Below are 25,932 nucleotides of genomic sequence, written 5' to 3'. Positions count from 1 at the left end.
GATCTGACGCGCTCCGTCGGCGCCGCCCGGCGATTATTGCTCAATCCCGACTTCTCTGACCAATCGCGCGCGGGCCGTCGCGCTGAGTCACCGTCTATCTGGGGCGAGCCTCACTCCGCCGGGCCGCCCGGTAGGGACAACCCCACCCCCGACAGGCCGGCGTACGGGATGGGTCCCGCGCCCGGCCGCCCATAGCCTCGACGACATGACCGCCCTTCCCCTGACCAGCGTGCCGGCACCCGTTCGCGGCGTCACCCGACAACTCCTGCGCGACTCGCAGTACGTGCTGCTCGGCCTCCCCCTGGCTGTCGCCGGCTTCGTGGTCGTGGTGGCGGGGATCTCACTCAGCGCCGGGCTCCTGGTGACCGTGCTCGGCCTGCCGGTCCTCGCCGGCACCCTCTACGCCGCCCGGGGACTCGCCGACCTCGAACGGCTGCGGCTGCCCGCCGTGCTGCGCCAGCCCCGGGTCCGCCCCGCGTACCGGACGCCCGAGCCGGGCGCGAAGGCGTGGCGGCGGATATTCCTGCCGATGCGCGACGCGCAGTCCTGGCTCGACCTGGTGCACGGCCTGTTCAAGCTGGTGCTCGCCATCCCGACCTTCGTGCTGACCGTGGTCTGGTGGGCGCTCGCCGTCGCCGGCACGCTCTACCCGGCGTACGACTGGGCCATCCCCCGCGGCCCGGACGACCAGGACCTCAGCCAACTGCTCGGAATGGGCGACGGGGCCGTCGCACGGATCGCGGTGAACACCGCCATCGGGCTGTTCTGCCTGTTCACCCTGCCCCTGCTGGTACGCGCCTGCGCCCTGCTCCAGGCCGGTTTCGCCCGGTCGCTGCTGACCGGGGTGGCCGAGATGCGCAACCGGATCACCACCCTGGAGGAGCAGAAGCGGGCCGCCGTCTCCGCCGAGGCCACCGCCCTGCGCCGGCTGGAACGGGACATCCACGACGGCCCGCAGCAGCGCCTGGTCCGGCTCGCCATGGACCTGAGCCGGGCCCGGCAGCAGCTCGCCGCCGACCCGGAGGCGGCCCGCCGCACCCTGGACGAGGCCGTCACGCAGACCCGGGACACCCTCGGCGAGCTGCGCGCCCTGTCCCGGGGCATCGCCCCGCCGATCCTGGTGGACCGGGGCCTGCCCAGTGCCCTGGCCGCCCTCGCCGGCCGCGCGCTGGTGCCGACCGAACTGGCCGTCGACCCCGACCTCGGCACGGCCGGGGGACGGCTCGACCCGGCGGTGGAGAACACGGCGTACTTCGTGGTGGCGGAGGCGCTGACCAACGTGGCGAAGCACAGCGGGGCCGCCGCGTGCCGGGTCACGGTCACCCGCGCCGCCGACCGGCTGGTGATCAGCGTCGTCGATGACGGCGTGGGTGGCGCACACCCGGCCAAGGGGCACGGCCTCGCCGGCATCGCCGACCGGGTCCGGGCCACCGACGGCACCCTGGAGGTGGTCAGCCCGGCCGGCGGCCCCACGGAGATCCGCGCCGACCTCCCCGGCTGACGACCCCGGTCGGCGCAGCGGGCGCGACCGAGCCGGACGGCACAGCCGGCGCGGGGACGGCCTGCCGGGCCGTGGAGAGCGGGCCGACGTGATAGACACCTGACCCATGCGGGTGGTGATCGCGGACGACGCCGTACTGCTCCGGGAGGGGCTGTCCCGGCTGCTGACCGAGTCGGGGCACCAGGTGGTGGCCGCCGTCGGCGACGGTGACGCCCTCGTGGAGGCGGTGGTGGCGCACCGGCCGGACGTGTCCGTGGTGGACGTCCGCATGCCACCGTCGCACACCGACGAGGGGTTGCGCGCGGCCGTCGAGGCCCGCCGGCTGGTGCCGCGTACGCCGGTCCTGGTGCTCTCCCAGTACGTCGAGGTGTCGTACGCCGACGACCTGCTGGCGACCACCGGCGGGGCCGGCGGCGGCGGGATCGGCTACCTGCTCAAGGACCGGGTGGCCGCGATCGACGAGTTCCTGGACGCGCTGGCCCGGGTGGCCGCCGGCGGCACGGTGCTCGACCCGGAGGTGGTCGGTCAGCTGCTGGTCCGCCGCCGCCGGGACGACCCGCTGCGGGAGCTGACCCCGCGCGAACGCGAGGTTCTGGCGCTGATGGCCGAGGGCCACTCCAACACCGCCATCGCCCGGATCCTGGTGGTCAGCGACGGCGCGGTGGAGAAGCACGTCCGCAACATCTTCACCAAGCTCGCCCTCCCACCCGACGCCGACCAACACCGCCGAGTCCGAGCCGTCCTCACCTACCTCCGCCCCTGACCCCCTCCCACCCCACCCCACCCACCCCGTCCCGTTGATCATGAAGTTTGCGTCAGGAACGCCGCTCACTCAGACGCAAACTTCATGATCAACCTGACTGGCGGCGCGCCGGGCCAGGCCCGGGCAGGGGGGGTGGGCGCGGGTCAGGTCCGGCGTGGGGGGCGGGGTCAGGGGAGGGTGGTGGCGAGGGTTACGGCGTGGGTGAGGGTGTCGGCGGTGGGGTGGCCGGAGTTGCGCAGGCGGGTGGGGTCGGAGAGACCACCGGTGTAGAGGACGCAGCGCGCGCCGACCGATCCGGCGGCGTCCGCGTCGTCGAGCGAGTCGCCGATCAGCACCACCTGGTCGCCGTCGAGACCCAGCTCGGCGAGGTGCTTCTCCAGCCACTGCGCCTTGAAGCCGCCACCCACCGTCGCCCGCAGCCCGTCGACCCGGGCGAAGTGGTCGGTCAGACCGTAGGTGTGCACCGTCGGCACCAGCTCGTCGTGGAACCACATGGACAGCAGCGACTGGCTGCCCGGCCAGGCCGCGATGGCGGTGGTCGCGTCGGCGGCCAGCGCGCAGCTGGTCAACCCGGCCCGGTACGCGTCGTGGAAGATCCGGTCCAACCGCTCGAACGCCTCGTCGTCGACCGCCCGGCCCAGCATCTCCGCGTAGTAGTCGGCGATCGGGCGGCGGAACCTCGCCCGGTGCTCGTCGGCGCTCACCGCCGGCCCACCGGCGCTGGCGAAGGCCACGTTGGTGGCCTCGACCACCAGGCTGAGGTCGTCGAGCAGGGTGCCGTTCCAGTCCCACACCAGGTGGTGCCGCGCAGGGGTCATCGCAGCACCATAATCCAGCCCGTCGAGCCCGCCGGAGGCCAGCCCGTCGGAGCGGACGGACGCCGGCCCGCCGGAGGCCGGCGTGCCGGAGGTCGGCCCGTCGGAGGCGGACGGCGGTCGGGTCAGAGCTGCGGGGTGGTCAGGTCGCGCAGCAGCCGCTCCTCCTCCACCCGCCAGTAGCCGTGCTCCTTGCCGTCGAGCAGCACCACCGGCAGTCGGTCGCCGTACTCCCGCTCCAGCTCGATGTCGCCGGTGACGTCCTTCTCGATCCACCGGTCACCGGTGACCGCCACCACCCGGTCGAGGGCCGTCTTCGCGTCCTCGCAGAGGTGGCAGCCCGGGCGGGTGATCAGGGCGAGCCGGGCGTCACTGGACATCGGAAACCTCCGTGCGGGTGTCGGTCGGCGCCGCGGGTGCCGGCACCGGGGGCGCCGACGGGCGGAGCTGGGTCTTGCGTACCTTGCCGATCGCCGAGTGCGGCAGCTCGTCGACGAACTCGACCCCGGTCGGGCACTTGAACCGGGCCAGGTTCCGGGCGGAGTGGGCCAGCAGCTCCTCCCCCGTCACCGTGGCCCCCGGCGCCCGCACCACGTACGCCCGGACAGTCTCCCCGGTCCGCGCGTGCGGCACACCCAGGACCGCGGACTCGGCCACCCCCGGGTGCGCCTCGAGCACCAGCTCGACCTCGTGCGGATAGACGTTGAAGCCGTTCACCAGGATCAGCTCGCCGAGCCGGTCGACCAGGAAGAGGTCCCCGTCGTCGTCGGCGTACGCCACGTCGCCGGTCGCCCACCAGCCGGCGGCGTCCGGGCCGTCCCGACCGTCCGGCCAGTAGCCGGTGAAGAGGTTCGCCCCCCGGACCACGATCTCGCCGGGGTCGGTGCCCGCGTCGGCGTCGGAGAGGTCCAGCTCGTCGGGGTCCTCCTCGGGCACCGGCGCGCCGTCGCGCCACAGGTCCACCCCGTCGGGGCCGACCAGGCGCAGCTCCACCCCGGGCAGCGGCCGGCCGATCGAGCCCGCCTTCGGGGCGCCGCCGGTCAGGGTGGAGGTGAGCACCGGTGCGGTCTCGGTGAGGCCGTACCCGACGTGCACGGGACGGCCGGTGAGCTGCGCGAACCGCGCCGCGGTGGCCGGCGGGAGCGGCGCCGCGCCGCAGACCGCGACCCGGACCGAGCTGGTCGCGGCGGCCAGCTCGGCGCCGGCGTCCGCCCAGGCCAGGAACATCGACGGTACGCCGACCAGCACGCTGACCCGGTGCCGGGCGATGTCGGCGAGTGCCCCGCCCGCCCCGGGCTCGTCGACCAGCACCCCGGTCGCGCCGTGGTGGACGACCGCGCCCAGCCCCGAGTTCAGCCCGTACGCGTGGAAGAGCGGCAGGGCCAGCAGCACGGTGTCGTCGGGCCCGACCACCGGCGGGTCGATCCGGGCGACCTGCTCGTGGTTGGCGGCCAGGGCGCGGTGCGGGAGCATCGCGCCCTTGGGTCGGCCCTCGGTGCCGGAGGTGTAGAGGAGGACGGCGAGATCCTCCCCGCCGCGGCGGGGGAAGGTGACCGCCCCGGCGACGTCGGTCACCGGCGGGGCGGTGTGCACGGCGGTCAGCGCGGGCAGCTCGGCGGCGAGGGCGGCGACCCGGTCCCGCACCTCCTCGGCGCAGATCAGCACGCCGGCGCCGGAGTCGGCGAGGACGTGCCTCAGCTCCCGCCCGGTGTAGCCCGGGTTGACCGGCACCGCGACCAGCCCGGCCCGCAGCACGGCGAGGTAGCTGACCACGAAGTCCGGCGTGTTGCCGAGGGCGAGGGCGACCCGGGGCGGGTGCCGGTCGGCCGGCCCCGCGCCCGGCACGGTGGCGGCGAGGGCCCGGGCGGTGGTGGTCACCGCGGCGTCCAGTTCGGACCAGGTGAGGGTCCGGTCCCGCCAGTGCAGCGCGGGGCGGTCGCCGTGGGCGACGGCCGCCCGGCGGAGCCGGTCGGCGAGGTTCGGCGCGGAGCTGTCGGCTGCGTCCTGCACGGTCGCTGAGTCTGGCACAGCGGCCCGCGCCCGGCCATGCCCGTACGCCGAATGGGGGTGACGGTGACCCCGGTCCCGCCGGGAGGACCGGCGTGCGGGCGGCACCGGTCGCCCGGCGACCCGGGTACGGGTGCCGGCGAGGCCGCCCCGCCGCGACACGCCGACGGGCCCCGGCAACCGCTCCGACCAGGACTTTCCACTCCGGACCAGCCCACAGCGACAAAGTCAACCGCACACGACGGACAACCGGTCCGCCATTTGTGCGACGGGGAGGGAAATACTTCCGCCCTGTGTAACGGACTTGCCACGCGCGGGTGACGTTGGCCCTATCATCACTCGGGTCAGCTCACCCCATTTGCCGTGAGTTGACACCCCTCAGCCCGAGGAGGCCCCCGTGCCTGTGAGCGCATTGGACCAGCACCTCAAGGTGACCTGCCGCCTGTCGGCGGGTCCCGGGACGGCCCTGCCCGGTCCCGGCGCGCCGCCGCGACGACCGGCACGGCCACGCCCGGTGCGGATCGGGGAGGCGCGGTGACCACCTTCGGTTGGACGGAACGGCCGACCGGCCTCACCGGCCCGGCACCCAGGGCGGCGGTCAACGAGCGGCTGGAGCCGGCGGAGGGCAGCTCCGGGCTCGCCCTGCGCGGCGAGGGCGGCGCCCGGCGGCTGCGCAACCGGTCGCACCACAACGAGGCGCCCGCCCGACCGGCACAACCCGGCGGGAACGCGATGCCGACCGCCGGCCGGGTCGGCGCACCGCCCCGGCCCGTCATGCCGGTGCAGGGCCGCCGGGCCGGCGACCCGCCCGCGGTGAGCGACCCGTCGGCGGGCGAGACCGCCGTGCTGCCCGCGGTCCCCGCCGCCGACACGGCGGTGCTGCCCAAGGTGCCGGCCGAGGCCGCACCGCCCGCCACCACCGCGACCGGCTACCCGAGCCGCCCCGACCCGTCCGACCCGGCCACCGAGGTGTGGTCCCTGGTCGAACGGGCCCAGGCCGGCGAGGCCGAGGCGTTCGGGCTGCTCTACGACCGGTACGTCGACACGGTCTTCCGCTTCGTCTACTTCCGGGTGGGCAACCGGCAGCTCGCCGAGGACCTCACCTCCGACACCTTCCTGCGCGCGCTCAAGCGGATCGGCAGCTTCACCTGGCAGGGCCGCGACCTCGGCGCCTGGCTGGTCACCATCGCCCGCAACCTGGTCGCCGACCACTTCAAGTCCGGCCGCTACCGGCTGGAGGTCACTACCGGGGACGTCCTCGACGCCGACCGCGAGGACCGCGGGCCGGAGGGCAGCCCGGAGGCGGCGGTGGTGGAGCACATCACCAACGTCGCCCTGCTGACCGCCGTCAAGCAGCTCAACCCGGAGCAGCAGGAGTGCATCGTGCTCCGGTTCCTCCAGGGGTTCTCGGTGGCCGAGACGGCCCGGGCGATGGGCAAGAACGAGGGCGCCATCAAGGCCCTCCAGTACCGGGCGGTACGCGCCCTCGCCCGGCTGCTGCCCGACGGCTTCCAGCCCTGATCACCGCCGCTGCGACCCGCCATCGTCACGAGGGCGGGCCACCCGTCACGCCACCGTGACGACGATCACTCTTCGTGATTTCGCCTCCGCCCGCCCCGTAACCGCCACCCGGCGCGGACCGTTTCTCCGGGTGCGACCAGTGGTTGTCCCGGCGTCCCCCGGGCCACCCGGTCCGGTGAACGGGGGTCGGCCGATCGGGCCGTCCGTCGGCGTCACACTCCACCGGTCGCTGGTGACGACTACGGCCGACCGGCCGTGACCAGCGAGAGGAGGTGCCTGCGGTGGACAGCAACCTCTTCTCCCGTCGGCGTGCCGAACGCTTCGCGCAGCTTCTCGACGAGGCCAACGGCGGGCGGCGGCACCACGTCCGCTCCCGGGCCGACGAGGAACTCGCCGGACTCGTCGCGCTCGGTCAGCAACTCACCGCAGACCGGCCCGACGTCGACGTGGAGCCGGACTTCCGTACCGGGCTGCGGGCGATGCTCGTCGCCACCGCCGAGCGGGAGGGCATCGGCAGCCCGGCGAAGACGACCCCGGAGACCGCCGCCAGCACCGCCCGCGGCTCGTTCCTGCCGGCGGCCACCGCCCGTCGGGCCCGGGCCCGGGGCGCGATCCTGGTCGGCGTGGCCGCCGGGGCGGTCGCCCTCTCCGGCATCTCCGCCGCCAGCGAGAACGCGGTCCCCGGTGACGCCCTGTACGGCATGAAGCGCTCCACGGAACGCGCCCAGCTCGCGCTGGCCAGCTCCGACATCAGCCGTGGCCAGCTCTTCCTCGACTTCGCCCGCACCCGGCTCGACGAGGCCGCCACGCTGCACGGCGACCGGATCGGGTTCAGCGCCGTCCTCGACGACATGGACGCCGACACCCGCCAGGGCGTACGCCTGCTGACCACCGTCGCGGCGCAGCGCTCCGACCCGGCGGGCCTGGACGCGGTCAGCACCTTCCTCACCGGGCAGCGCCGGGCGGTCAGCGGCCTGCTCGACCGGGACGACCACGTCGAGCGGGACCGCACCCGGCGTTCGCTGGCCCTGCTCGACGCGATCGGCAAACGCTCCGGGGCGCTCCGCGCGGCGATCGCCTGCGGCCTGCCGGCCCCGGTGGCCAGCGACGCGCTCGGCCCCACTCCGAACAGCTGCCCCGGCGACCGCTGAGTCCACCCGAAACCGGTCGGCGCAGCGGGACAGCCGTCCACGCCACACTTCCCCGCACGGACACCCGACCGTCACCGACCCCCGGCTACGCTCGCAGTGCAGGACGGTTCGCGGTCGTCGTACGGGGAGGGAGGTCGCGTGGTCCGCACCCGCAAGGTCACGGTCAGCACCGACGTCCACGGTCACACCGCCGGTTGGTCGGAGACCCCGGCGGCACCCCCGGCCACCCCGACGCCGGATCCGGGCGCGGCGGCCTTCTTCGACGTGGACAACACGATGATGCAGGGCGCCTCGATCTACTGGTTCGCCCGTGGGCTCGCCGCCCGGAACTACTTCACCAGCGGTGACCTGGCCCGGTTCGCCTGGCAGCAGGCGAAGTTCCGGCTGCTCGCCACCGAGCACGCCGGTGACATGTCCCAGGCCAAGGAGGCCGCGCTCGCGTTCATCCACGGCTGGCGGGTCGACGACGTCGAACGGCTCGCCGAGGAGATCTTCGACGAGCTGATGGCACCGCGGATCTGGGCCGGCACCCGCAAACTGGCGCAACGCCACCTGGATGCCGGCCAGCGGGTCTGGCTGGTCAGCGCCGCCCCGGTGGAGATCGGCCGGGTGATCGCCACCCGGCTCGGCCTGACCGGCGCGATCGGCACGGTGGCCGAGGTGGTGGACGGGGCGTACACCGGGCGGTTGGTCGGTGACCTGATGCACGGGCCGGCCAAGGCGGAGGCGGTACGCCAGCTCGCCGCGGTGGAGGGGCTGGACCTGACCCGCTGCGCCGCCTACAGCGACTCCGCCAACGACCTGCCGATGCTCTCCACGGTGGGGCACCCGGTGGCGGTGAACCCCGACTCCACTCTGCTCCGGCGGGCCCGCGAGCACGGCTGGGAGGTGCGGGACTTCCGCACCGGGCGGCGGGCGGCGAAGATCGCCGTACCGTCGACGGCCGCCGCCGGACTGGTCGCCGGCGCGGTCACCGCCGGCCTCGCGCTGCACCGCCGCCGCCGCACCCCCTGACGCCGGGGCCCCGGCCGGTCAGGGACCGAACGGGTCGGGGCGTCGTTCCAGCAGCTTGTGCAGGGTGTGCTGGATGGTCTCCCGGACCTGGTCGGCGAGGTTGAAGACGACCAGTGGGTCGTCCGCCGCGTCGGTCAGGTGGGCGGTGGGGATCGGCGGGCAGAACTCGATCAGCCACTTGCTGGGCAGCGGCACCATGCCGAGCGGCCCGAGCCACGGGAAGGTCGGGGTGACCGGGAAGTAGGGCAGCTTCAGCAGTCGGGCCAGTGGCTTGATGTCGGCGAGCATCGGATAGATCTCCTCGCCACCGACGATCGCCACCGGCACGATCGGGGTGCCGGTGCGCAGCGCCGCCGAGACGAACCCGCCCCGACCGAAACGCTGGAGCTTGTAGCGGTCGGAATAGAGCTTGCCGACGCCCTTGAAGCCCTCCGGGAAGACGCCGACGAGTTCACCGTTGCCGAGCAGCCGCTCCGCGTCCGGGTTGCAGGCCACCGTGCCGCCGGTCTTGCGGGCGATCTCGGAGACCACCGGCATCCGGAAGACCAGGTCGGCGCCGAGCAGCCGCAGGTAGCGGCGGGCGGGGTGCTGGTCGTGCAGCGCGGTGGCGAGGATCAAGGCGTCCAGCGCGACCGTGCCGGAGTGGTTGCCGACCACCAGGCCGGCACCGTCGGTGGGCACGTTCTCCAGGCCGCTGACCTCGGTGCGGAACCAGTCCCGGTAGAGCAGCCGGACCAGCGGGTGAAAGACCGCGTCGGTCAGATCGGGGTCGAACCCGAACTCGTCGACCTCGTAGTCGCCGGAGAGCCGCCGGCGCAGGAACGCCAGCCCGCCCGCGACCCGCCGGTCCCAGTGGTCGTGCCGGTCCGCCACCGCCGGTCCCGCGTGCACCGCCGGCCCATCCTGCGCGGCAGCGTCCGGCTCGTCGCTTGCGGCCGGGCCCGGCTCGTCCCGCGCGGCAGCGTCCGGCTCGTCCGGCTCGTCCGTGTCCGGCTCGTCCCGCGCAGGGACGACCGGCTCGTGCGGCGCGACGGCGACCGGCTCGTCCGTCGCGGCGGTGTCCGGCTCGTCGTGGGTTGTCGGTTCGACGGCGGCGACCGTCGCCCGGCGGTGTCCGTTGCGCCGCGCCGGCTCCGCGTCCGGCCCGGGCATGGCCGGCGGTACGTCGAAGCGGGCGTCGCCCCGCTCGTCCCGGCCGGTCACGGGCGTTCCCGGACGGCCGAGCGCACCTGCCGGATGCCTTCCAGCACCAACTGCTCGGCGGCACTGAGCTGCTCCCGGGTCACCACGATGCCGCCGTGGTGGGCACGGATGAAGTCCTCGAAGGCGGCGGCGGTGGTACGCGGCGTGAAGCCGTACTCCCGCTCCAGTCGACTGGTGTCCACCACCCGACCGTGCACGAAGAGGTCCACCTGGTCCAAACCGTAGCGGCCGAAGCCGAGGCTGCGGGCGAACGCGGCGGCCCCGGAGAGGCCGGGTTCCAGCACCGGCATGGCGACCCGACCGGCCCGCCGGATCGCCTGGGAGAGGGAGAGCACCCCCGGCCCGGCGACGTTGTAGGTGCCCGGATGGTCCTCGACGATGGACCGGTGCAGCACCTCCAGGGCGTCGTCGAAGTGCACGAACTGGAGGCGGGGGTCACGGCCGAAGACGGTGGGCACCACCGGCTGGGAGAAGTAGCGGGTGAGCGTGGTGTCGGCCGTGGAGCCGATGAACGGCGCGAAGCGCAGCACGGTGGCGGTCACGTCGGGCCGGCGGCGGCGGAACCCGCGGACGTACCCCTCGATGTCGAGGATGTCGCGGCCGAAACCGCCGCGCGGCACCTCGCGTGGCTCGGTCTCCTCGGTGAACACCGCCGGGTCGCGGAACGACGCGCCGTACGCGGCGGTCGAGGAGCGGACCACGAGCTTGCGCAGCCGGGGCGCCCGCTGGCAGGCGGCGAGCAGCTGCATGGTGCCGATGACGTTCTGTTCCTTCATCGCCGACCGGCCGCCGTGCTGCGGGTCGGGTGAGCTGACCAGCGCCAGGTGGACGACGGCGTCGACGTCGAGGTCGGCGAGGAGACCGCCGAGGGAGTCGAGGTCGAGGCGGACCCGTTCGACCCGGTCGAGCAGGTCGGTGACCTCGGGGCCCGGGGTGGCCGGGTCGACGCCGATGACCCGCTCGATCCGGGGATCGGCGGCGAGCCGGGCGGCGACGTGGGCGCCGAGATAGCGACCCACCCCGGTCACGACGACGACCCCCGGAGCACCTGGGGTGCCACCGGGGGTCATGTCGTGCGCCTCGCCCGGCAGGCGGGATCGAGCCGGGACATCCGCGGCCTGATCACCTGAGCCTCCGAGAGTCGACAGTTGGCAAGTGGTGCCGGCAGCCGGGCCGTGGCCCGGCTGCGGTCACTTGCCGAGACGGCGACGCTGGACGCGGGTCTTGCGCAGCAGCTTGCGGTGCTTCTTCTTAGCCATGCGCTTGCGGCGCTTCTTGACCACCGAGCCCATACGACAGCCTTTCGATGCAACGTGCGGGGCGGACCGGGAGACACCACCTCGGGTGGCGTCGGTGACCGCGTGCGGACAACGGACCGGACCAGCGTGTGGTGGGCAGGGCGCACCAGTGTGCGGTCACGATCGGGCTCCAGGGTAGCCGGAGTGGGTCAGCAGGACCAACGCGCCCCCGTGGATGCCCGTTACGTCGCACTCGCCCGAGGGCCGGACGACGCGTCAGGCGGTCTCCTGAAAGGCACCCCGCAGGTATTCGTGCACCGCGTGCTCGGGGACCCGGAACGACCGGCCGACCCGGACGGCGGTGAGCTCACCGCTGTGCACGAGACGGTAGACCGTCATCTTGGACACCCGCATGACCGTCGCCACCTCGGCGACGGTCAGGAACCTGACATCCGACAGTCGAGCGTCGGACTGCGACCCGGCCATGGCTCACCGACCCATTCCCATGCCCGGCGCGTGCCGGGGCCGACGGGATCGTCCCGCCGGAACGGCAACGCGCGTGTTACCAGTACGGTAGCGGGACGGTTGTGACCGGCGCGATCCCTTCCTGCGTTTGATCATGCATCGCTGGCCGTTTTCCCAGTCTTGACCTGGCGTTTTCCACCCGGTTGGGTCCCTCGTCCCGTTGCCGGGACCGCTCCCGTGGCCTCGGCCACGCGGGTCACTCGGCGCGCAGTGCCACCACCGGGTCGAGCCGGCCGGCCCGCTGCGCCGGGACCACCCCGAAGACGATGCCGACGGCGGCGGAGACCCCGAAGGCGAGCGCCAGCGACCACCAGGTGATCGCGGCGGGGATCGGGGAGACCGCGTCGACCAGCAGCGCCGCGCCCACCCCGAGCGCCATCCCGGTGAGGCCGCCGATCGCGGTGAGCAGCACCGCCTCCAGCAGGAACTGCACCCCGATGTCCCGGGGCCGGGCGCCGACCGCCTTGCGCAGCCCGATCTCCCGGGTCCGTTCCCGGACGGAGACCAGCATGATGTTGGAGACGCCGACGCCGCCGACCAGCAGCGAGATCCCGGCGATCGCGGCCAGCACCCCGGTCAGCACGCCGAGGATGTCGCCGAGCACCCCGAGGATCTGCTGCTGGGTGACCGCGCTGAACTCGGTGTCCGGGTGGCGGCGGGACAGCTCGGCGGTGATCCGGTCGCCCAGCTCGCCGATCCGTTCCCGGTCCGGCGCCTTCACCGCGATGCCGTCGACCCGTTGGGTGCCCCAGAGCCGCTGCGCGGCGGTGACCGGTACGTGCACCTCGTCGTCACGGTCCACGCCGAGGCTCTGCCCGAGCGGCGTGAAGACGCCGATCACCCGGAACCGGACCCCGGCGAGCGCGATCTGCTGGCCGAGCGGATCCCGGTCGGGAAAGAGGGCGGTGGCCACGGAGGCGCCGAGCACCGCCACCCGCCGGCTGGTGTCGACGTCGGCCCCGGTGAGATAGCGGCCCCGGGCCAGCGACCGGGTGAAGACCGTCGGGGTGGTCTCCAGCACGCCCTGGACGGTGGTGAAGTCGGACCGGTTGCCGGCTCGCGCGGTGGCACCGGAGGCGACGGTGACCGCGACCCGGGACGGGTCGCCGACCACCCGGGAGACCGCGTCGACGTCCTTCAGGGTCAGCGGCGAGACCACCGGGGCGGTACCGACGTCGATCTTGCCGGGCACCACCAGGAGCAGGTTGGAGCCGAGCCCCTCGACCTGCTGTTCGACCTTCTGCTTGGTGCCGGTGCCGATCGCCACCAGCAGCACCACCGAGGCCACCCCGATGATCACACCGAGCATGGTCAGCGCGCTGCGCATCCGGTTGGCGCGCAGCGCGTCCAGCGCCACCCGCCACGCCTCGGCCACCCTCACGCGGCACCTCCGGCCGAGTCGTCCGCCGCCGGCCGGGCCGCGTCGGGCGGTCCGTCGTCGGGCGCGGCCCGCCCGACCGCTCCGGCCCCGAGGGTACGCGAGGCAGGCGTGCCCTCCCGCGGAAGGCGCCCGGTGGCTCCGGCGGCGCCACCGGAGCCACCGGACGGGTGCCCCGGGCCGCTTCCGGACGCGGACCGGGGCTCCGCGCTGGGAGCGGCGTCCAGTGTCTCAGGTCGGCCGGCGCGGTCGGACAGCGGTCGATCATGAAGCGGGCCGTCGCCCGACGTGACCGTGTCGGAGCGGACGAGCCCGTCCCGGACAGCGATCTGCCGGCGGGCCCGGGCGGCCACCTCCTGGTCGTGGGTGACCATCACCAGCGCCACCCCCGACTCGACGTTCAGCCGTTCCAGCAGTTCCAGCACCGCCTCGCCGGTCGCGGTGTCCAGGTTGCCGGTGGGTTCGTCGGCGAGCAGCACCGCCGGGTCGGTGACCAGCGCCCGGGCGATCGCCACCCGCTGCTGCTCGCCGCCGGAGAGCTGGTTGGGCCGGTGGTGCAGCCGGTGCCCGAGCCCGACCCGGCCGAGCATCGCCGCCGCCCGTTCCCGCCGCTGCCGGGCGCCGATCCCCCGATAGACCAGCGGCAGCGCCACGTTGTCCACGGCGGACGTGCGGGGCAGCAGGTGGAACGCCTGAAAGACGAAGCCGATGGTCTCGTTGCGCAGCGTCGCCAGCTCCGGGGCGGTCAGCGTCGCCACGTCCCGGCCCCCGATCACCAGCCGGCCACCGGAGGGCTTGTCCAGCCCGCCGAGGAGGTGCATCAGCGTGGACTTGCCGGAGCCGGACGGCCCGATCACCGCCACGTAGTCCCCCGCGGCGATGGTCAGCGACACCCCGCGCAGCGCCGGCACCGACACCCCGTCCAGCTCGTACGTCCGGGACACGTCGACCGCCTCGATCGCCGGCACCCCGGCCGGCAGGCCCGCACTCATCGCAGCTGCTGACCGTCCCGCACCTGGTCGGCGCCCCGGACCACGACCTGGTCACCGGCCTGCACGCCGCTGACGATCTGCACCAGGTCCTGCCCCTGCACGCCCACCGTGACGGGCACCCGGTCCGCCTTGCCGTCCCGCAACACCCAGACCGCGTCCCGCCCGTCGGCCGAGAAGACCGCCGAGGCGGGTACGGCCACCGCGTCGGCGGCCTCGCGTACCCGGAGGTGGACGACGGCGTTCATGCCGGGGCGGGGGGCGGGGGCACGTTCACCCTCGCCGAGGCGCCCCGGGCCGAGGGTCAGCCGCACCCGGTAGGTCACCCCGCCGCGCGCGGAGGTGCTGGGCAGCACGTCGACCGACCCGACCCGGGCGTCGTACGTGGCGCCGGTGACCGCGTCCAGCTCGACCGAGGCGGGCACGCCGGACCGGACCAGCAGCACGTCCGTCTCGTCCACCTCCGCGAGCAGCCCCAGCGCACCGATGTCCACCACGGTCAGCACCGGCGTTCCCGCGGTGACCCGGCCACCGGCCGGTACGGCGTCGTCCACCCCCGGCGGCGGGCCGCCCTGAGCGGGCGCGAACGCCCCCGCCGCGCCCTGACCGGCCGCACCCAGCAGCCCCGCCAGGTCGGTCGGCGCACCGCCGGTACGGGTGCCACCGGGCTGCACCACCCCGTCGACCGGGGCCCGCAGGGTGAGCGCGTCGACGGTCGCCTTCGCCAGGTCGTACGCCTGCTGGGCCTGCAGGCGTTGGGCGCTGGAGAGCGCGCCGACGGCCGAGTTCACCCCCGCCACCCCGCGCTGCACGGCGGCGACCGCGCGGTCGGCGGCGCGGGCGGCTGACTCGTACTGCTGCTGGGCGGAGCGGACCTGGAGCTGGAGTGCGGCGCGCAGCTGCGGATCGCCGATCTTGCCGGCGGCGGTCCGGGCGGCGTCGAACGCGTCGGCGGCGGCCCGGTCGGTGCCGCGCCGGCTACCGCCCAGGTCACCGACCCCGACGCCGCGGCCGGCGCGCTTCGCCGCGCGCAGCGCCTCGCGGGCCTGCTTGAGCCGGTCCTGTGCCGACGGTGAGCTGATGACGGCGAGCACCTGCCCCCGGCGCACCCGCTGTCCGGGTTGGACCCGGAGGCTGGCGAGGGTGCCGTCGGCGGGGGCGGTGAGGGTCGCGGCGGCGCGGGCGGTCACCGTGGCCGGGGCGTCGATCACCTCGGCGACGGCGGACCGGCCGACCGGGGCGAGCGCGACGGGAGACTTGTCGTCACCGCACGAGGCGGCGGTGGTGCCGGTCAGGGCGACGACGGCGAGGAGGGCGGTGAACAGGCGGGGCCGCGTGGCGATCGCGGGCCGCGGCGAGTGGGTGCGGGCCACCCGGTCCATGCTACGACCCGTCGACGAACGTCGACCGCTCAGCCGGCGGCGTCACGGACGTACGCGACGCAGTCGTCGTGCAGCGTCCTCCACTGCTCCCCGAAGACCCGCTCGGACGCCTCCTCGACCGTGCTCCGGTCGTGGATCACGGCCCGGAAGAAGTCCAGCAGCCGCTGTTCGCCGTACCGGTCGACGAGGTGCCGGACGGCCAGGTAGCCGATCCCGTAACTGCCGCCGACCCGGTCGTCGGCCGCGTTGTCGGCCGGGGCCAACCCGTCCAGCCGGCCGTTCCATCCGCTCCGGACGAGTTTCCGCACCTCGGCGAGGCCTTCGTAACGGAGCACCGGCTGGCCGTCCGCGCCGGCGTACTCGGCGAGCCCCTCCACCAGCCACCAGTCGGCCCGGCCGGAGTAGCCCCGGTCGGGCAGCGAGGCGGCGTGGGTCAGCTCGTGCCGGAGCAGGTCGTCGACGCCGGCCGGGGTCAGGCTCGCCGCGTTGAGCACCACGTCGTGGTGGCCACCGCCGACGCCGACCGCGTAGCCGGCCGTCCACGAGGGACGACCGCCGCCGTACCAGCGGGACCATTCACCGCGGCCGGCATAGAAGACGAGGTAGCGGTCGGGGGGTGGGGCGCCCACGGCGTACAGGTCGGCGACCTGCGCCGCCGCCTCGGCCTGGGCGAGCAGGTCGGGCAGCTTCCCGCGCAGCGCGGGCGTGGTGGCGACGACGGTCCGCTTGCCGAACGCCACCGCGAGGTCGCTGACCTCCCAGGGCCGCGCGCCGGCGGGCGTGGCGTGGGACGCGTCGAACGCGAGCAGCCGGGGTTGCTCGCCGACCTCCCGCCACCGGGTGCCGAGCACCACCGTCGCCGGGGTGCAGCCCGGCACGACGAAGCAGTACCCGACGCTGACCGGCAGCTCCCACTCCCCCGGCCGGCCGGCGACCGCACGCGGCACGTCGTCCACCGCCGGCCGCCACACGGTCACCCGGAGCGCCCGCAGCGCCGCGTACCGGCGGGTCAGGTCGGTCCGGGCCGCGGGCTCGGCGACGGCGAGGAACCCGGTCCGGTCGCCGCCGAGCAGTGCCGCGGCCTGCTGGTCGAGCTGCGCCGCCATCCGCGTGCCGAGGCGACGGGCGGCGGCCGTGGCCGCGTCGTCGCCCGTGGCCGACCGCCCGGCCGCGTCCCCCACCAGCCCCACCAGGAGTACGGCCGGCAGCGCGCAGGTCACCAGCAGCACGACCGCCGCGAGCGCCCCCCACACCACCCACCGTCGCCGGACCCGCCCGCGCCCCTGCGGCTGCGGCTGCGGCTGCGGCTGCGGCTGCGGCTGCGGCTGCGGCTGCGGCTGCGGCTGCGGCTGCGGCTGCGGCTGCGGCTGCGGCTCAACGTTCTCGGTCGGAGCGGGTTCTTCGACGGGAACCGACTCGTCGACCGGGGTCGGCGCGGGGGCCGGCACCGACTCGACGGTCGGGGCCGAGCCTGAGACCGGCGCGGGGGCTGGGGCCGACTCGGCGGCCAGGGCCACGGCCGGCTCGGGGGTCAGGGCCGGCTCGGGGGCCGGGGTTGGCTCGGCGGCCAGGGCAAGGGCTGGCTCGGGGGCCAGGTCTGGCGCGGGGGCCGGGGTTGGCTCGGCGGCCGAGGCCGGGGCGGGTGATGAAGCGGGCCGAGGGTCTGGTGCCGGGTGCGGGCAGGGATCGTCCCTGTCGGTGGGGACGGGCTCACCGCTCGGGCGCGCGGCGGAACCTGCGGCCTCCTCGCGCCCTTCGGTCGGGGCACCGGCTGCGGGCGGCGCGGCGTCCGTGGTCACCTCACCGGGCTGCCGGTCGCCGTCAGTCACCGGCGAAGGGTACGACCAATCGGGCGATCCGGTCCAGACCCACCCGCGGGTCGGACACGTCTGGCGCGGGCGGCCACCTGACCAGTCACGCCCGACTGCCTACGAGCTTGAACGCATGAATGAATCACCCCACCACGGTCGGCAGCGAGGAGACCTGTGATCGAGTGATTCATCGACGTCATCCAACTCGTAGCCAGTCGACCGGCACCGTCCCTCTCCTCCGACCGAAGCGGAGCAGCGGAGCAGCGGAGCAGCGGAATGAGCCGAGCAAACCGGGCCCAGCCATCCGGGTCGAGCCCGAACAAGCCGGACCGAGCAGCCCAGGCCGAGCAGGCCGGGACGGGCAGGCCGGGACAGACCAGTGCGCGGGCGGGCCGAGCGGTGGCCAGGTCAGGCGGGCTCGCCGGAGAGGCGGAGCACCGCCGTGTCCACCGCCCAGAGCGCCACCAGCAGAACCGCCGGCACCGGGTGCCCGGCCAGCGCGAGGAGTAGGCCGGCGGTGACGAAGCAGGCGACCTGCACGGCCAGCTTGGCGGGCGCCGGCAGCGACACGGCGGCCCGGGGCGAGCAGAAGACGCCCCAGACGACGGCGATCAGCAGGGGCGCACCGATGCCGGCGGCGACGCGTACCGGCCATCCGGCGTCGAGGGTGAAACCCCACCAGCCGGCGGCGGCGAGCATCGCCAGCTCCAGCAGGAACACGAGGGTCAACAGCAGGGCCTTCATGCGGGACTCCAGTCACGGAACGCGGTGTCCAGCGAGGACACGAGTTGGTCGAAGGAGCGGTCGATGCCGCGGGGCAGGCCGAACCCGCCGGCCGCCTCCAGGGTGACGAAGCCGTGCACCGCGCTCCGGAAGATCCGGGCGGCGTCGACGGCGTCGTCGCCGGTCAGGCCGTACCCGAGAAGGATGGCGTAGATCGCGTCGAGGGCGCGGCGGCCGGCCGCGACGTGGTCGGGATCGGTGGCCTCGGGCACCTGCTGGGCCGCCGGGTAGCGGCCGGGGTGCCGGCGCGCGTAGTCGCGCCAGGCGGTGGCGACGCCGCGCAGGGCGTCCACCCCGGCCCGACCCCCGACGGCGGTGGTCATCTCGTCGGCGAGTTCGGCGAGGGCCAGCGCGCCGAGCCGCTGGTTCAGCGCGTCGACGCCCCGGACGTGCTTGTAGAGGCTGGGCAGGGCGACGCCGAGCCGGCCGGCGAGGGCGGCGAGGGTGAGCCGGTCGTGACCGACCTCGTCGGCGAGCCGGGCGGCCTCGCGGACCACGCTCTGCGGCGTCAGGCCGGCCCTAGGCATCGGACGTCACCGCCAGGAACTCGACGAGCTGGGCGGCGGTGGCCGCCGGCTGGTCGGCGTGCGGGTAGTGGCCCGAGTCGTCGATCATGCGCGCCTCGGCGGTGGTGAACTGTCGGCGGGCGGCCCGCGCCTCGGCGCCGGGGTCCGGGAAGTCGGGGTCCTTCGTACCCATCAGGACCAGGACCGGCTGGCGCACCTCGCCGGCCCGGGCGGTCCAGTGCGGCGCGACCGGCGCGACCACCCCGCGGACGGCGTCCATCCGGCCGCGCAGCGCCGCGACCATCTCCTTGCGGTACGCGGCGTCGTCGGCGGGGCGCGGGCCGGGGAAGAGCGTCTTGTGGAACATGCCGAACAGCCGGGGGCTGCGCAGCACCGCCGCCTGGAGGGCCCGCAGGACCGGGTTGGGCTTCGGCTCGGCGACGAACGGGCTGAGCTGCACGATGCCGTTGACCAGGTCCGGCGCGTCGGCGGCGGCGAAGACGACGGCGGCTCCGCTGGACGAGCTGCCGACCAGGGTGGCCGGGCCGCCGCCGAGGGTGCGGACCACGGCCAGCAGGTCCGCGCCGACCTCGGCCGGGGCGTACGTCGGCCAGTGCGGGCTGGAGTCGCCGTGCCCCCGGACGTCCACCGAGGCCACCCGGTAACCGGCCTCGACCAGCAGCGGGATCAGGTGGCGGAAGGACCGCCGGTTCTCCCCCATGCCGTGCGAGAGGACCACCAGCGGCCCCTCCCCGTGCACCTCGTACGCGATGGTTCCGCCGTCCCGTGCCACCTGGCTAATCGTCATAGCCAAAAGGCTAATGCAATTAGCTTAATGCGTCAAGCCGCCCCGGGTGGCCGGCCCGGCAGAAGCCGGCCACCCTGAGGACGCCCGCCCGCTGTCAGCAGACGAGCTCGTAGTCGGCCCGGCAGCCCTTGGGGGCACCCTTGAAGAACTTCACGACGACAGGCACCGCGGCGGCACCACCGAAGCGAACCGCGAGCACACCGGCGAAGGTGAAGGGCGTGAAGAGGACGACGTCCCCGGCGAAGCTGCCACTCTCGACGTGGTCGTCGAGGAGGGTCAGCTTCCACTTCTTCGACTCGTCATTGGCGTCGCTGGAGATCTCTTCGGCCTCCCGAAGCCCGTCCGCCTCGCTCCGCGGCGCCCTCTCCTCCGTCTGTTTCTGCTCATAGAGCTGGACCCCGTCGTTCTTGCCGTTGTAGACCCGGGTGCGCTTTCTCAGGTCCCCCAGGGTCGGCGACTCGTCCTCCGGCGGATTGAAGGCACTGTTCGGCCCGGCGATGACACGCTTGTTCTTCCCGCGGATGTCCCTCTGGGCGTGCTCGATGTGCCTCTTCAGATCCGCCTCGGCCAGGGCCTCCTTGGTGTAGGGCTTCACCTCCCAGACCCATACCTCACCCTGCTTGCAGTCCCAGCAGATGATGTCGCCACCGTGGAGCCGTCCGGCCGGGTCGCTGGTGATGTGGGCATGCGGGTAGTTCCTCTTGAGGTTCGCCGTACGAAGGATCACCGCCGTCGCGTGCGCGAGCGTGTCACCGATGTCCTTCTTGTACTCGGTCTGCCGCCGCTTGGCATCCTGGGCGAGCTTGTCGAGACCCTCCTTCTGGGTCTCCTCCTCCCAGCGCTGACCCGACGGATCACTGAAGGTCACCGGACTGTTGTTGCTGTAGCAGTAGGCGTTCATCTGCTGCGGGTCGTTGTGGTCCAGCACCGGGTCGACCGAGACGAATCGTCCCAACCCCGGGTCGTACGCACGCTGCCCGACCTGGGTCAGTCCCGTGCTGTCCCGGTAGCCGTCGACGAAGCCCCGCGCATTGGGCCAGCTGGCGGGCCCGCCCCGCTCGGTGCCGTACGGCGTCTGGCGTCGCCGGGTCACCGCCTGCGTCGCGTCACCCGCCACGGCGACCTGACCCGTGCCCTGATGATCGGCGGCCAGCCAGGTGATGCCACCCGTCGTGCTCCGCTGGGCCACGATCTCGCCGAGGAACTCGTAGTAGCGGGTGGCCGTGACCCCGTTGCTCGACTTGTCCAACCGCACCTCGGTGGCGCCGAGGTGCAGGGTCGTGCCCTTCGGGTCGCGGGACACCAGCCGGCCCCCGGCCGGATCGGTCACATAGCTGCTCGTGCCCGCCGAATCCGACACACTCGCCAGTTCCCCGTCCACGGTCCAGGTCAGCGACTGCTGGCCGTTCGGCCCGGGTCGGGAGGTGAGATTTCCGGCGTTGTCGTAGTCGTACGTGCCGGTCGCCGTGCCGGTGTTGTCCGTGCGGCTGGTCGACCAGACGGCGTGCGGCTGGGCGGTGCCCGGGGTGTGGTAGCCGTACGTCGTGGTCACGTCGCCGGTCGGGGTGCCGTGCTCCACCTGGGCCAGCCGGTTGCCGGCCCGGCCCTTGGCGTCGGTGGGAGCGCCGAAGTCCCAGGAGGTCCAGTACTTCGCCGGGCCACCGAGCCCGGCCGTCGGCGCCTGCTTGCAGTCGTACGACGCCGGCGTCCACGCCTGCGTCAACCGACGGAGGTGGTCGTAGCTGAAGCACTGCGTGTCCCGGTTGGCGCCGGGGTTGTCGTCGATCGACGTGATGTTGCCGGCGTCGTCGTAGCCGAAGCTGGCGTTGGCGATGTAGGACGGTGCCACCGACCGGATGACCGGTCGCCGGTCCACCCGACCCGTGGTCTCGTCGTAGTACTGCCCCGACTGCACGAACGGTGCCCCGGTCAACGCCGTGGCCCGGGTGACCAGGTTCGGCTGGTTGAGGTTGGAGTACGACGCCTGGATCACGTAGTGGGTCGCGTCACCGTAGTCGGTCTTGAGCATCTCGGGGAACGCGTACGTGCTGTCGTAGCCGTAGGTGAGGATCTCCGCCGCCATCCCGCCGGCGGTCGGCAACGTCATCGTGTTCGGCGAACCGTCCGGGTTGAAGGTCTGCTTGACGCTGTACGTACCGGCCAGGGCGCCCTCGACCGCGGGGATCGTGTAGCGCATCTGGGTCTGCCGGTACCGTGCGTCGACCGTGATGGTCTCGGTCTTGTACTCGTCGGTGCCGACCCAGCGTGAGGACGATCGGAGTGCGCCCTTGACCGGCAGGTCGTACACGAACGATGAGACGAGCGGGCCCGTGGCGGAGGTGTCCCGCATGGCGGTGAGTCGACCCAGGTCGTCGTAGGTCGAGAAGAGGGTCTTCCCCCGCGAGTCGGTCACCGACTCGACCTGGTCGAGGCTGTTGTAGACCGTGGTGGTCCGCCCCTTGTCCGGGTCGTCGGTGATCGTGTTCCGACCCCGGACGTCGTACTGGTAGGACCAGGTGTTGCCGGAGGCGTCGGTGACCGACTTGAGCAGGCCGGTCGGCTCGTAGGCGTACCTGGTCTCGTCGTAGGCGCCGGTCGGGGTGGGGCCGTGGTACTGCCACAACTTCGTGGTCTGCCCCTGCGGATCGGTCCAGGTGGTGGTGGCGGTGCCGCCGGCTGGCGGCGTCGTGTCGACGTGGTCACCGTGGTAGGTGGTGGAGGTGCGCCACTTCTCGACGTTGCGGGAGAACTGGATCGAGTGGATGGCGCGGCCCGCCGCGTCGAAGAGCGTCCGGGTCTGCTGCGGGATGTCGAGGTCCAGCCCGAGGAACAGGGTGGCCCCGGCGGTGCCGCTGTTGTAATACGGCGCGTTCGTCTTGTAGACCCGGCCCGCGGCGTCGTAGAAGGTGTCCGTGATGACGCGGCCACCCCCGTACGACAACTCCTGGGTCTGCCGGTCACGGCCGAGGGCGTCGACCAACTGGTAGCCGACCCGGTAGTTGCCCCTGGCGTCCACCTGCTCGCTCTTGACGCTCGAAGCGGCCGTCGTCGAGTACGTGTAGGAGTACCGGTTCGACGGGTTGCTCGGGTAGGTGGCCCGGGGCCGGTCCGGCTGCCAGACGGCGGTGGTACGGCCGAGAGCGTCGTAGGAGACCTCGGTGACCCGACTGTTCGCGTCGGTCTTCTTGACCGTCGCTCCGGTGGCCGGGTCCAGGTCGGTGGTCTCAGTCCACAGCAGCGGGTTGGTGGCGACGATCGAGGTCAGCGGCCCGCCCGCCGCGGGGGTGTAGGCGGTCTTCGTGGCCTTGCCGGTGATGTCGGTCGTCTCGGTCGCCCTGCCCTGGGCGTCGTACTTCATCGTCGCCACCTGCTGGTACAGCCGGTTGCCGCCGTTGAAGTCCTTGATCTCCTCGATCGCGGTCACGACGCCCTTGGTCGGTGCGGTGCCGTACGCCTGGTTGTCGTAGCTGTACCGTGTGTCCGCCGTGACCTGGGCCTCGCTGGTGGGAGCGGTGTCGCAGGGGCCGGCCCACCCCTGGCTGCGCTTCAACGACTTGAGCAGCCAGTTCGCGCCCGTGGTGTTCCGGATGTACTCGGTGGTGGAGCAGCGGGTGTCGGTGCTCACCGACTCGTCGCCCTGGTCCTCCAGCGACACCGGCATGCCGTACGAGTCATAGGTGGTGACGGTCTTCGTCCGCCGCCACGCCCCGCCGTCCAGCGCGGTACGGGTACGGACGGTCCCCACCGCGACGAACCGGGAGTCGACGGCCGGCGTGCCGGAGCGGGACGCGGTGGCGCTCGACTGCCACGGGTCACTGACGCTGGCCGACACGACCGTCGCACCCTGCCAGGTGATCTGCTCACGGGGCATGCCGGCGAACGCGTCGAAATCGGTGGCCGCGCCGCCCTCCAGGCCCTGCACGGTGACGGACCGGGTGCCGCCGGCGGCGAGCTTGTCCCCGTTCATGCCGCGGAAGTAGAGCGTCTCCGTCTTGGTCTGATCCGCGCCTTCGCCGACACGGGTGATCACCGTCGGGTAGCCGCGCCACTCACTCCAGCTCTTCCGGCTCGCCGGGATCAGCCCGTTGTCGTCGGAGTAGCGCCAGAGCGGAAGACCGGCCGGGTTCTGGTACTCGTAGGCGGTGATGAGAGGCCGGGCGCCGCCGGTGTGGTCGATCTGCTGGACCTCGGTCACCACGTACTTGTGGAAGTAGTCCGTGACCGGGTCGGTGTACCCCTGCGGTGTCCACTTCACCGGGAAACAGCGCAGGCCGTTGTCGTCCAGGTTGGTCGGCATGGTGCCGCCCTTGACGCACTGCCGGGGACTGTAGGTCACGAAGATCTCGCCACCGGTCTCGGTGCGGATCGAGTTGACCCGCCACCAGTTCATCGCCAACGCCCAGTCGCTGCCGGCGGCGTCGACCCGGTTCTGCATCTGGATGCCCGCGAAGGTCACCTCCGGAACCGTCACGGTCGTCCCGTTCAGGCCACGTCGGGTGACACCCGCCAGCCACAGGCCGGCGCGGGTGCCGTCGCCCGGATCGGGGAAGGTGTGCCGCAGGGTCCAGGAGTTCACGTCCTGATACGCGGCTCCCTTCCAGACCCGGGTCTTCACCACGGTGAGCCGCTTCGCCGACCAGAAGGTCGGGGAGCCGTTGACACACGGATTCGTGGTCGCCGTGCACTCCTGGTCCCAGGGGGTGTCCGGCCAGGTGGTCGCGTTCTTGGTGGTGCAGGTGGCCAGGCAGCGGTCGGAGTTGGTGAACTCGACCCGGGCCGGGGCGTTCTCGATGTACGGGCTGGTCGCCGCGTACTCGTTGTTGTCCCGGTTGTCGGTGCCGTAGTCGATCCGAGTCAGGTAGGCACCCCGGTCGTAGGCGACGGGAGCCGCCGAGGCCCGGTTCTTGGCGTAGTAGTTGGTCTCCTTGGTCCACCACAGCGACATGGTGTTGCCGTGGACGTCCTGGACGTAGTCCAGGTTCCACCGCCACGCCTGGCGCTTGCCCGCGCACTCGGAGGCGGCGAAGGTGCTCGCGTAGCAGGGCTCACCGGGGTTGTTGCCGAAGACCGGCACGGTGAGCACCGAGTTGGTGGTCGGACGGCCCGAGGACCAACCGGGGAGCTGGTGCCGGCCGAACCAGTACTGGGTGCCGTCGGCGGTGGTCACCTTCCAGTACTCGTTGTCGTTGTCACCGTTGCTGTAGGCGGGCGTGGTCAGCAGCTCGATTTTCGAGCCGTCCTCCTTGCGCGGGTGCCACCTGCCGTCGCTGCCCTTGAGCAGCTCGACGGTCGAGCCACCGAGGGACAGAACGGCATTCTCGGTGCCCCAGCAGAGGTCGCCGGTCTTGGTGGTGTTGTTGGCGTCACCACCCATGTCGTCCGCGCACGGCTTGTAGCGCCGCTCCACGAAACCGGGCGAGAGGTCGAAGCCCTCGCCGATCGGTCCGGGCTGGTTGTTGGTGGCGGCGTTGAGCCCGTCCACGGACTGCGCCGAGTAGGCGAGCTTCAGGTCCGGCGCGGGTCCGCCCACCGCAGGCGGGGCGGTCATCGGGTACGACCACTGGAAGCCGCCGGTCGAGCCGCTGTGACCCCACGTCGAGGCGGGAGCCAGGCTGGAGGCGGTGAAGTCGCCCGCTCCACCCGACGGCCCGCTGGTCGCGGCGACCAGCGTCCCGGTCAGTGCCGCCGTCGAGCCGAGTTGCGACCGCCCGGCGTCCGTGGCGGCGACCGCGGACCGGATCGGAGCTGCCGACACGGAAGCCGAGAGGGTCCGGCTCCGCACGTCGTTGTGCGAGTCCAGCGGGACGGGCTGGCAGTCCTTGGCGCTCGGCGTCGTCAGGGCGCACTCCGGAACCTGGACCAGGCGCAGACGGGAGGACCAGTCCGCACCGTACGCCGAGGCGAAGGCGGCGTAGTCGACGCCGACCTCCACCTGCCCGGCCGAGGACACCGCGTCGGTCCGCCCGACCCGGACCAGCAGGCCGTTCACCCCTGCGGCCTGCGCCCTGGCCTTCGGCAGCACCTCGACGCGGACCCGGGTCACCTCACTCGCCGCGGCTCGGGCCCCGGCAGCACCCGCCACCGGGCGTACGGTCACCGGCAGCGTGCCCGCCCGTACGGCGGTCGCGCCGCCTGCCCGGGCGCCGACGGCGGCCGCCGAGAGGGTGACCTCGGCGGAGCCGGCCGCCGGCCATACCGGTGCCGAACGCTTGACCTTGGCCGCCGCTGCCGTCCGGTCCGGCCCCGGCCGGGTGGCTCTGGCCGGCTTGCCGGACACCGAGGGGTAGCGCTGCGTGGTCAGCTTCTGCGCCGTCGCCGCCTGGGCGGCCTGCACGGGAAGCTGACCGGCAAGCGTCCCGGCCAGGACCGCCGCCATCGTGGCGGAGATCATCCGACGGCCGGCTCGCCCGTCTCCGCCAGGTGGTTTTGTCCGTCTTGCTGTATTGCCGAGGCGCGAGGACAGCCGCCGTACACCTGCCACGTATCCCTCCCAGGGACATTTGGAGTGCGATGAAGTGAGCCGGGACCCGGCGGGTC

19 protein-coding genes and 1 pseudogene are annotated in these 25,932 nt (G+C 73.4%); 5 read left to right on the top strand and 15 right to left on the bottom strand.

The annotated features are described in order from the left end of the window. Positions 1 to 205 precede the first annotated feature (205 nt). Together ABUL08_RS26850 and ABUL08_RS26845 are read left to right on the top strand one after the other, a co-directional pair. Positions 206 to 1,501, top strand: a complete 1,296-nt coding sequence (locus ABUL08_RS26850; protein WP_350932814.1) for a sensor histidine kinase — start codon at positions 206 to 208, stop codon at positions 1,499 to 1,501. Positions 1,502 to 1,607: 106 nt separating this feature from the next. Continuing rightward, a complete protein-coding gene (locus ABUL08_RS26845) occupies positions 1,608 to 2,264 on the top strand; it encodes a response regulator transcription factor (RefSeq protein ID WP_350932812.1) in 657 nt (218 codons plus the stop codon). Between the two features lie 167 nt (positions 2,265 to 2,431). Here the strand turns inward: ABUL08_RS26845 and ABUL08_RS26840 are convergent, their stop codons facing one another. The 3 genes from ABUL08_RS26840 to ABUL08_RS26830 form a co-directional block, all read right to left on the bottom strand. After that, the gene (locus ABUL08_RS26840) at positions 2,432 to 3,082 is read right to left on the bottom strand and encodes an HAD family hydrolase (protein WP_350932811.1); all 651 of its coding nucleotides are present in this window, start codon (positions 3,080 to 3,082) and stop codon (positions 2,432 to 2,434) included. A 122-nt stretch (positions 3,083 to 3,204) separates the two neighbouring features. Beyond that, the gene (locus ABUL08_RS26835; protein ID WP_350932810.1) at positions 3,205 to 3,459 is read right to left on the bottom strand and encodes a glutaredoxin family protein; all 255 of its coding nucleotides are present in this window, start codon (positions 3,457 to 3,459) and stop codon (positions 3,205 to 3,207) included. Beyond that, positions 3,449 to 5,089: an AMP-binding protein gene (locus ABUL08_RS26830; RefSeq protein ID WP_350932809.1), complete on the bottom strand. Its 1,641-nt coding sequence runs from the start codon at positions 5,087 to 5,089 to the stop codon at positions 3,449 to 3,451. The genes ABUL08_RS26835 and ABUL08_RS26830 overlap by 11 nt, the downstream gene beginning before the upstream one ends. A 531-nt stretch (positions 5,090 to 5,620) precedes the next feature. Here ABUL08_RS26830 and ABUL08_RS26825 point away from each other — a divergent pair. The 3 genes from ABUL08_RS26825 to ABUL08_RS26815 all read left to right on the top strand — a co-directional run bounded on the left by ABUL08_RS26825 (position 5,621) and on the right by ABUL08_RS26815 (position 8,772). Further along, a complete protein-coding gene (locus ABUL08_RS26825) occupies positions 5,621 to 6,607 on the top strand; it encodes an ECF subfamily RNA polymerase sigma factor, BldN family (RefSeq protein WP_350932808.1) in 987 nt (328 codons plus the stop codon). Between the two features lie 281 nt (positions 6,608 to 6,888). Then, the gene (locus ABUL08_RS26820; protein WP_350932806.1) at positions 6,889 to 7,758 is read left to right on the top strand and encodes a DUF5667 domain-containing protein; all 870 of its coding nucleotides are present in this window, start codon (positions 6,889 to 6,891) and stop codon (positions 7,756 to 7,758) included. A 138-nt stretch (positions 7,759 to 7,896) separates the two neighbouring features. Further along, a complete protein-coding gene (locus tag ABUL08_RS26815; protein ID WP_350932805.1) occupies positions 7,897 to 8,772 on the top strand; it encodes an HAD family hydrolase in 876 nt (291 codons plus the stop codon). 18 nt (positions 8,773 to 8,790) lie between these two features. Here the strand turns inward: ABUL08_RS26815 and ABUL08_RS26810 are convergent, their stop codons facing one another. From ABUL08_RS26810 to ABUL08_RS26755, 12 genes and pseudogenes are all read right to left on the bottom strand, one after another. Further along, entirely contained in the window at positions 8,791 to 9,663 is an 873-nt protein-coding gene (locus ABUL08_RS26810; protein WP_350938854.1) for a lysophospholipid acyltransferase family protein, read from the bottom strand. A 308-nt stretch (positions 9,664 to 9,971) separates the two neighbouring features. After that, complete coding sequence (locus tag ABUL08_RS26805) at positions 9,972 to 11,045, bottom strand: NAD-dependent epimerase/dehydratase family protein (RefSeq protein ID WP_350932804.1); 1,074 nt, start codon at positions 11,043 to 11,045, stop codon at positions 9,972 to 9,974. Positions 11,046 to 11,165: 120 nt separating this feature from the next. Beyond that, on the bottom strand, positions 11,166 to 11,267 hold the full coding sequence (locus ABUL08_RS26800) for a 30S ribosomal protein bS22 (RefSeq protein WP_007465623.1): 102 nt from the start codon (positions 11,265 to 11,267) through the stop codon (positions 11,166 to 11,168). Positions 11,268 to 11,489: 222 nt separating this feature from the next. Beyond that, positions 11,490 to 11,699 carry a helix-turn-helix domain-containing protein gene (locus tag ABUL08_RS26795; RefSeq protein ID WP_046564428.1) on the bottom strand — a complete coding sequence of 70 codons (210 nt, stop codon included), beginning with the start codon at positions 11,697 to 11,699 and terminating at the stop codon, positions 11,490 to 11,492. A 235-nt stretch (positions 11,700 to 11,934) separates the two neighbouring features. Beyond that, entirely contained in the window at positions 11,935 to 13,119 is a 1,185-nt protein-coding gene (locus ABUL08_RS26790) for an ABC transporter permease (RefSeq protein WP_350932803.1), read from the bottom strand. A 125-nt stretch (positions 13,120 to 13,244) separates the two neighbouring features. Beyond that, positions 13,245 to 14,108 (bottom strand): annotated as a pseudogene (locus ABUL08_RS26785) (ABC transporter ATP-binding protein); the annotation flags it as partial. Beyond that, positions 14,105 to 15,487: an efflux RND transporter periplasmic adaptor subunit gene (locus tag ABUL08_RS26780; RefSeq protein WP_350932802.1), complete on the bottom strand. Its 1,383-nt coding sequence runs from the start codon at positions 15,485 to 15,487 to the stop codon at positions 14,105 to 14,107. The gene ABUL08_RS26780 and the pseudogene ABUL08_RS26785, both read right to left, overlap by 4 nt. Positions 15,488 to 15,516: 29 nt before the next feature. Next, on the bottom strand, positions 15,517 to 16,935 hold the full coding sequence (locus tag ABUL08_RS26775; protein ID WP_350932800.1) for a hypothetical protein: 1,419 nt from the start codon (positions 16,933 to 16,935) through the stop codon (positions 15,517 to 15,519). Between the two features lie 771 nt (positions 16,936 to 17,706). Beyond that, entirely contained in the window at positions 17,707 to 18,042 is a 336-nt protein-coding gene (locus ABUL08_RS26770; protein ID WP_350932799.1) for a YrdB family protein, read from the bottom strand. After that, positions 18,039 to 18,608: a TetR/AcrR family transcriptional regulator gene (locus ABUL08_RS26765; protein ID WP_350932798.1), complete on the bottom strand. Its 570-nt coding sequence runs from the start codon at positions 18,606 to 18,608 to the stop codon at positions 18,039 to 18,041. Before ABUL08_RS26765 ends, ABUL08_RS26770 begins: the two co-directional genes overlap by 4 nt. Continuing rightward, on the bottom strand, positions 18,601 to 19,395 hold the full coding sequence (locus ABUL08_RS26760) for an alpha/beta fold hydrolase (protein WP_350932796.1): 795 nt from the start codon (positions 19,393 to 19,395) through the stop codon (positions 18,601 to 18,603). Before ABUL08_RS26760 ends, ABUL08_RS26765 begins: the two co-directional genes overlap by 8 nt. Before the next feature lie 94 nt (positions 19,396 to 19,489). Continuing rightward, complete coding sequence (locus tag ABUL08_RS26755; RefSeq protein WP_350932795.1) at positions 19,490 to 25,786, bottom strand: RHS repeat-associated core domain-containing protein; 6,297 nt, start codon at positions 25,784 to 25,786, stop codon at positions 19,490 to 19,492. Positions 25,787 to 25,932 lie beyond the last annotated feature (146 nt).

The organism is Micromonospora sp. CCTCC AA 2012012, from assembly GCF_040499845.1.
GTDB lineage: Bacteria > Actinomycetota > Actinomycetes > Mycobacteriales > Micromonosporaceae > Micromonospora > Micromonospora mangrovi.
Note: the sequence above shows the minus strand (reverse complement) of the source record. Positions and strands in the feature narration are given on the sequence as shown.

Coding starts and splice junctions, on each gene's coding strand:
- ABUL08_RS26850 (WP_350932814.1), top strand. CDS start 206: ATGACCGCCCTTCCCCTGACCAGCGTGCCGGCACCCGTTCGCGGCGTC.
- ABUL08_RS26845 (WP_350932812.1), top strand. CDS start 1,608: ATGCGGGTGGTGATCGCGGACGACGCCGTACTGCTCCGGGAGGGGCTG.
- ABUL08_RS26840 (WP_350932811.1), bottom strand. CDS start 3,082: ATGACCCCTGCGCGGCACCACCTGGTGTGGGACTGGAACGGCACCCTG.
- ABUL08_RS26835 (WP_350932810.1), bottom strand. CDS start 3,459: ATGTCCAGTGACGCCCGGCTCGCCCTGATCACCCGCCCGGGCTGCCAC.
- ABUL08_RS26805 (WP_350932804.1), bottom strand. CDS start 11,045: ATGACCCCCGGTGGCACCCCAGGTGCTCCGGGGGTCGTCGTCGTGACC.
- ABUL08_RS26800 (WP_007465623.1), bottom strand. CDS start 11,267: ATGGGCTCGGTGGTCAAGAAGCGCCGCAAGCGCATGGCTAAGAAGAAG.
- ABUL08_RS26795 (WP_046564428.1), bottom strand. CDS start 11,699: ATGGCCGGGTCGCAGTCCGACGCTCGACTGTCGGATGTCAGGTTCCTG.
- ABUL08_RS26780 (WP_350932802.1), bottom strand. CDS start 15,487: ATGGACCGGGTGGCCCGCACCCACTCGCCGCGGCCCGCGATCGCCACG.
- ABUL08_RS26770 (WP_350932799.1), bottom strand. CDS start 18,042: ATGAAGGCCCTGCTGTTGACCCTCGTGTTCCTGCTGGAGCTGGCGATG.
- ABUL08_RS26765 (WP_350932798.1), bottom strand. CDS start 18,608: ATGCCTAGGGCCGGCCTGACGCCGCAGAGCGTGGTCCGCGAGGCCGCC.
- ABUL08_RS26760 (WP_350932796.1), bottom strand. CDS start 19,395: ATGACGATTAGCCAGGTGGCACGGGACGGCGGAACCATCGCGTACGAG.
- ABUL08_RS26755 (WP_350932795.1), bottom strand. CDS start 25,786: ATGATCTCCGCCACGATGGCGGCGGTCCTGGCCGGGACGCTTGCCGGT.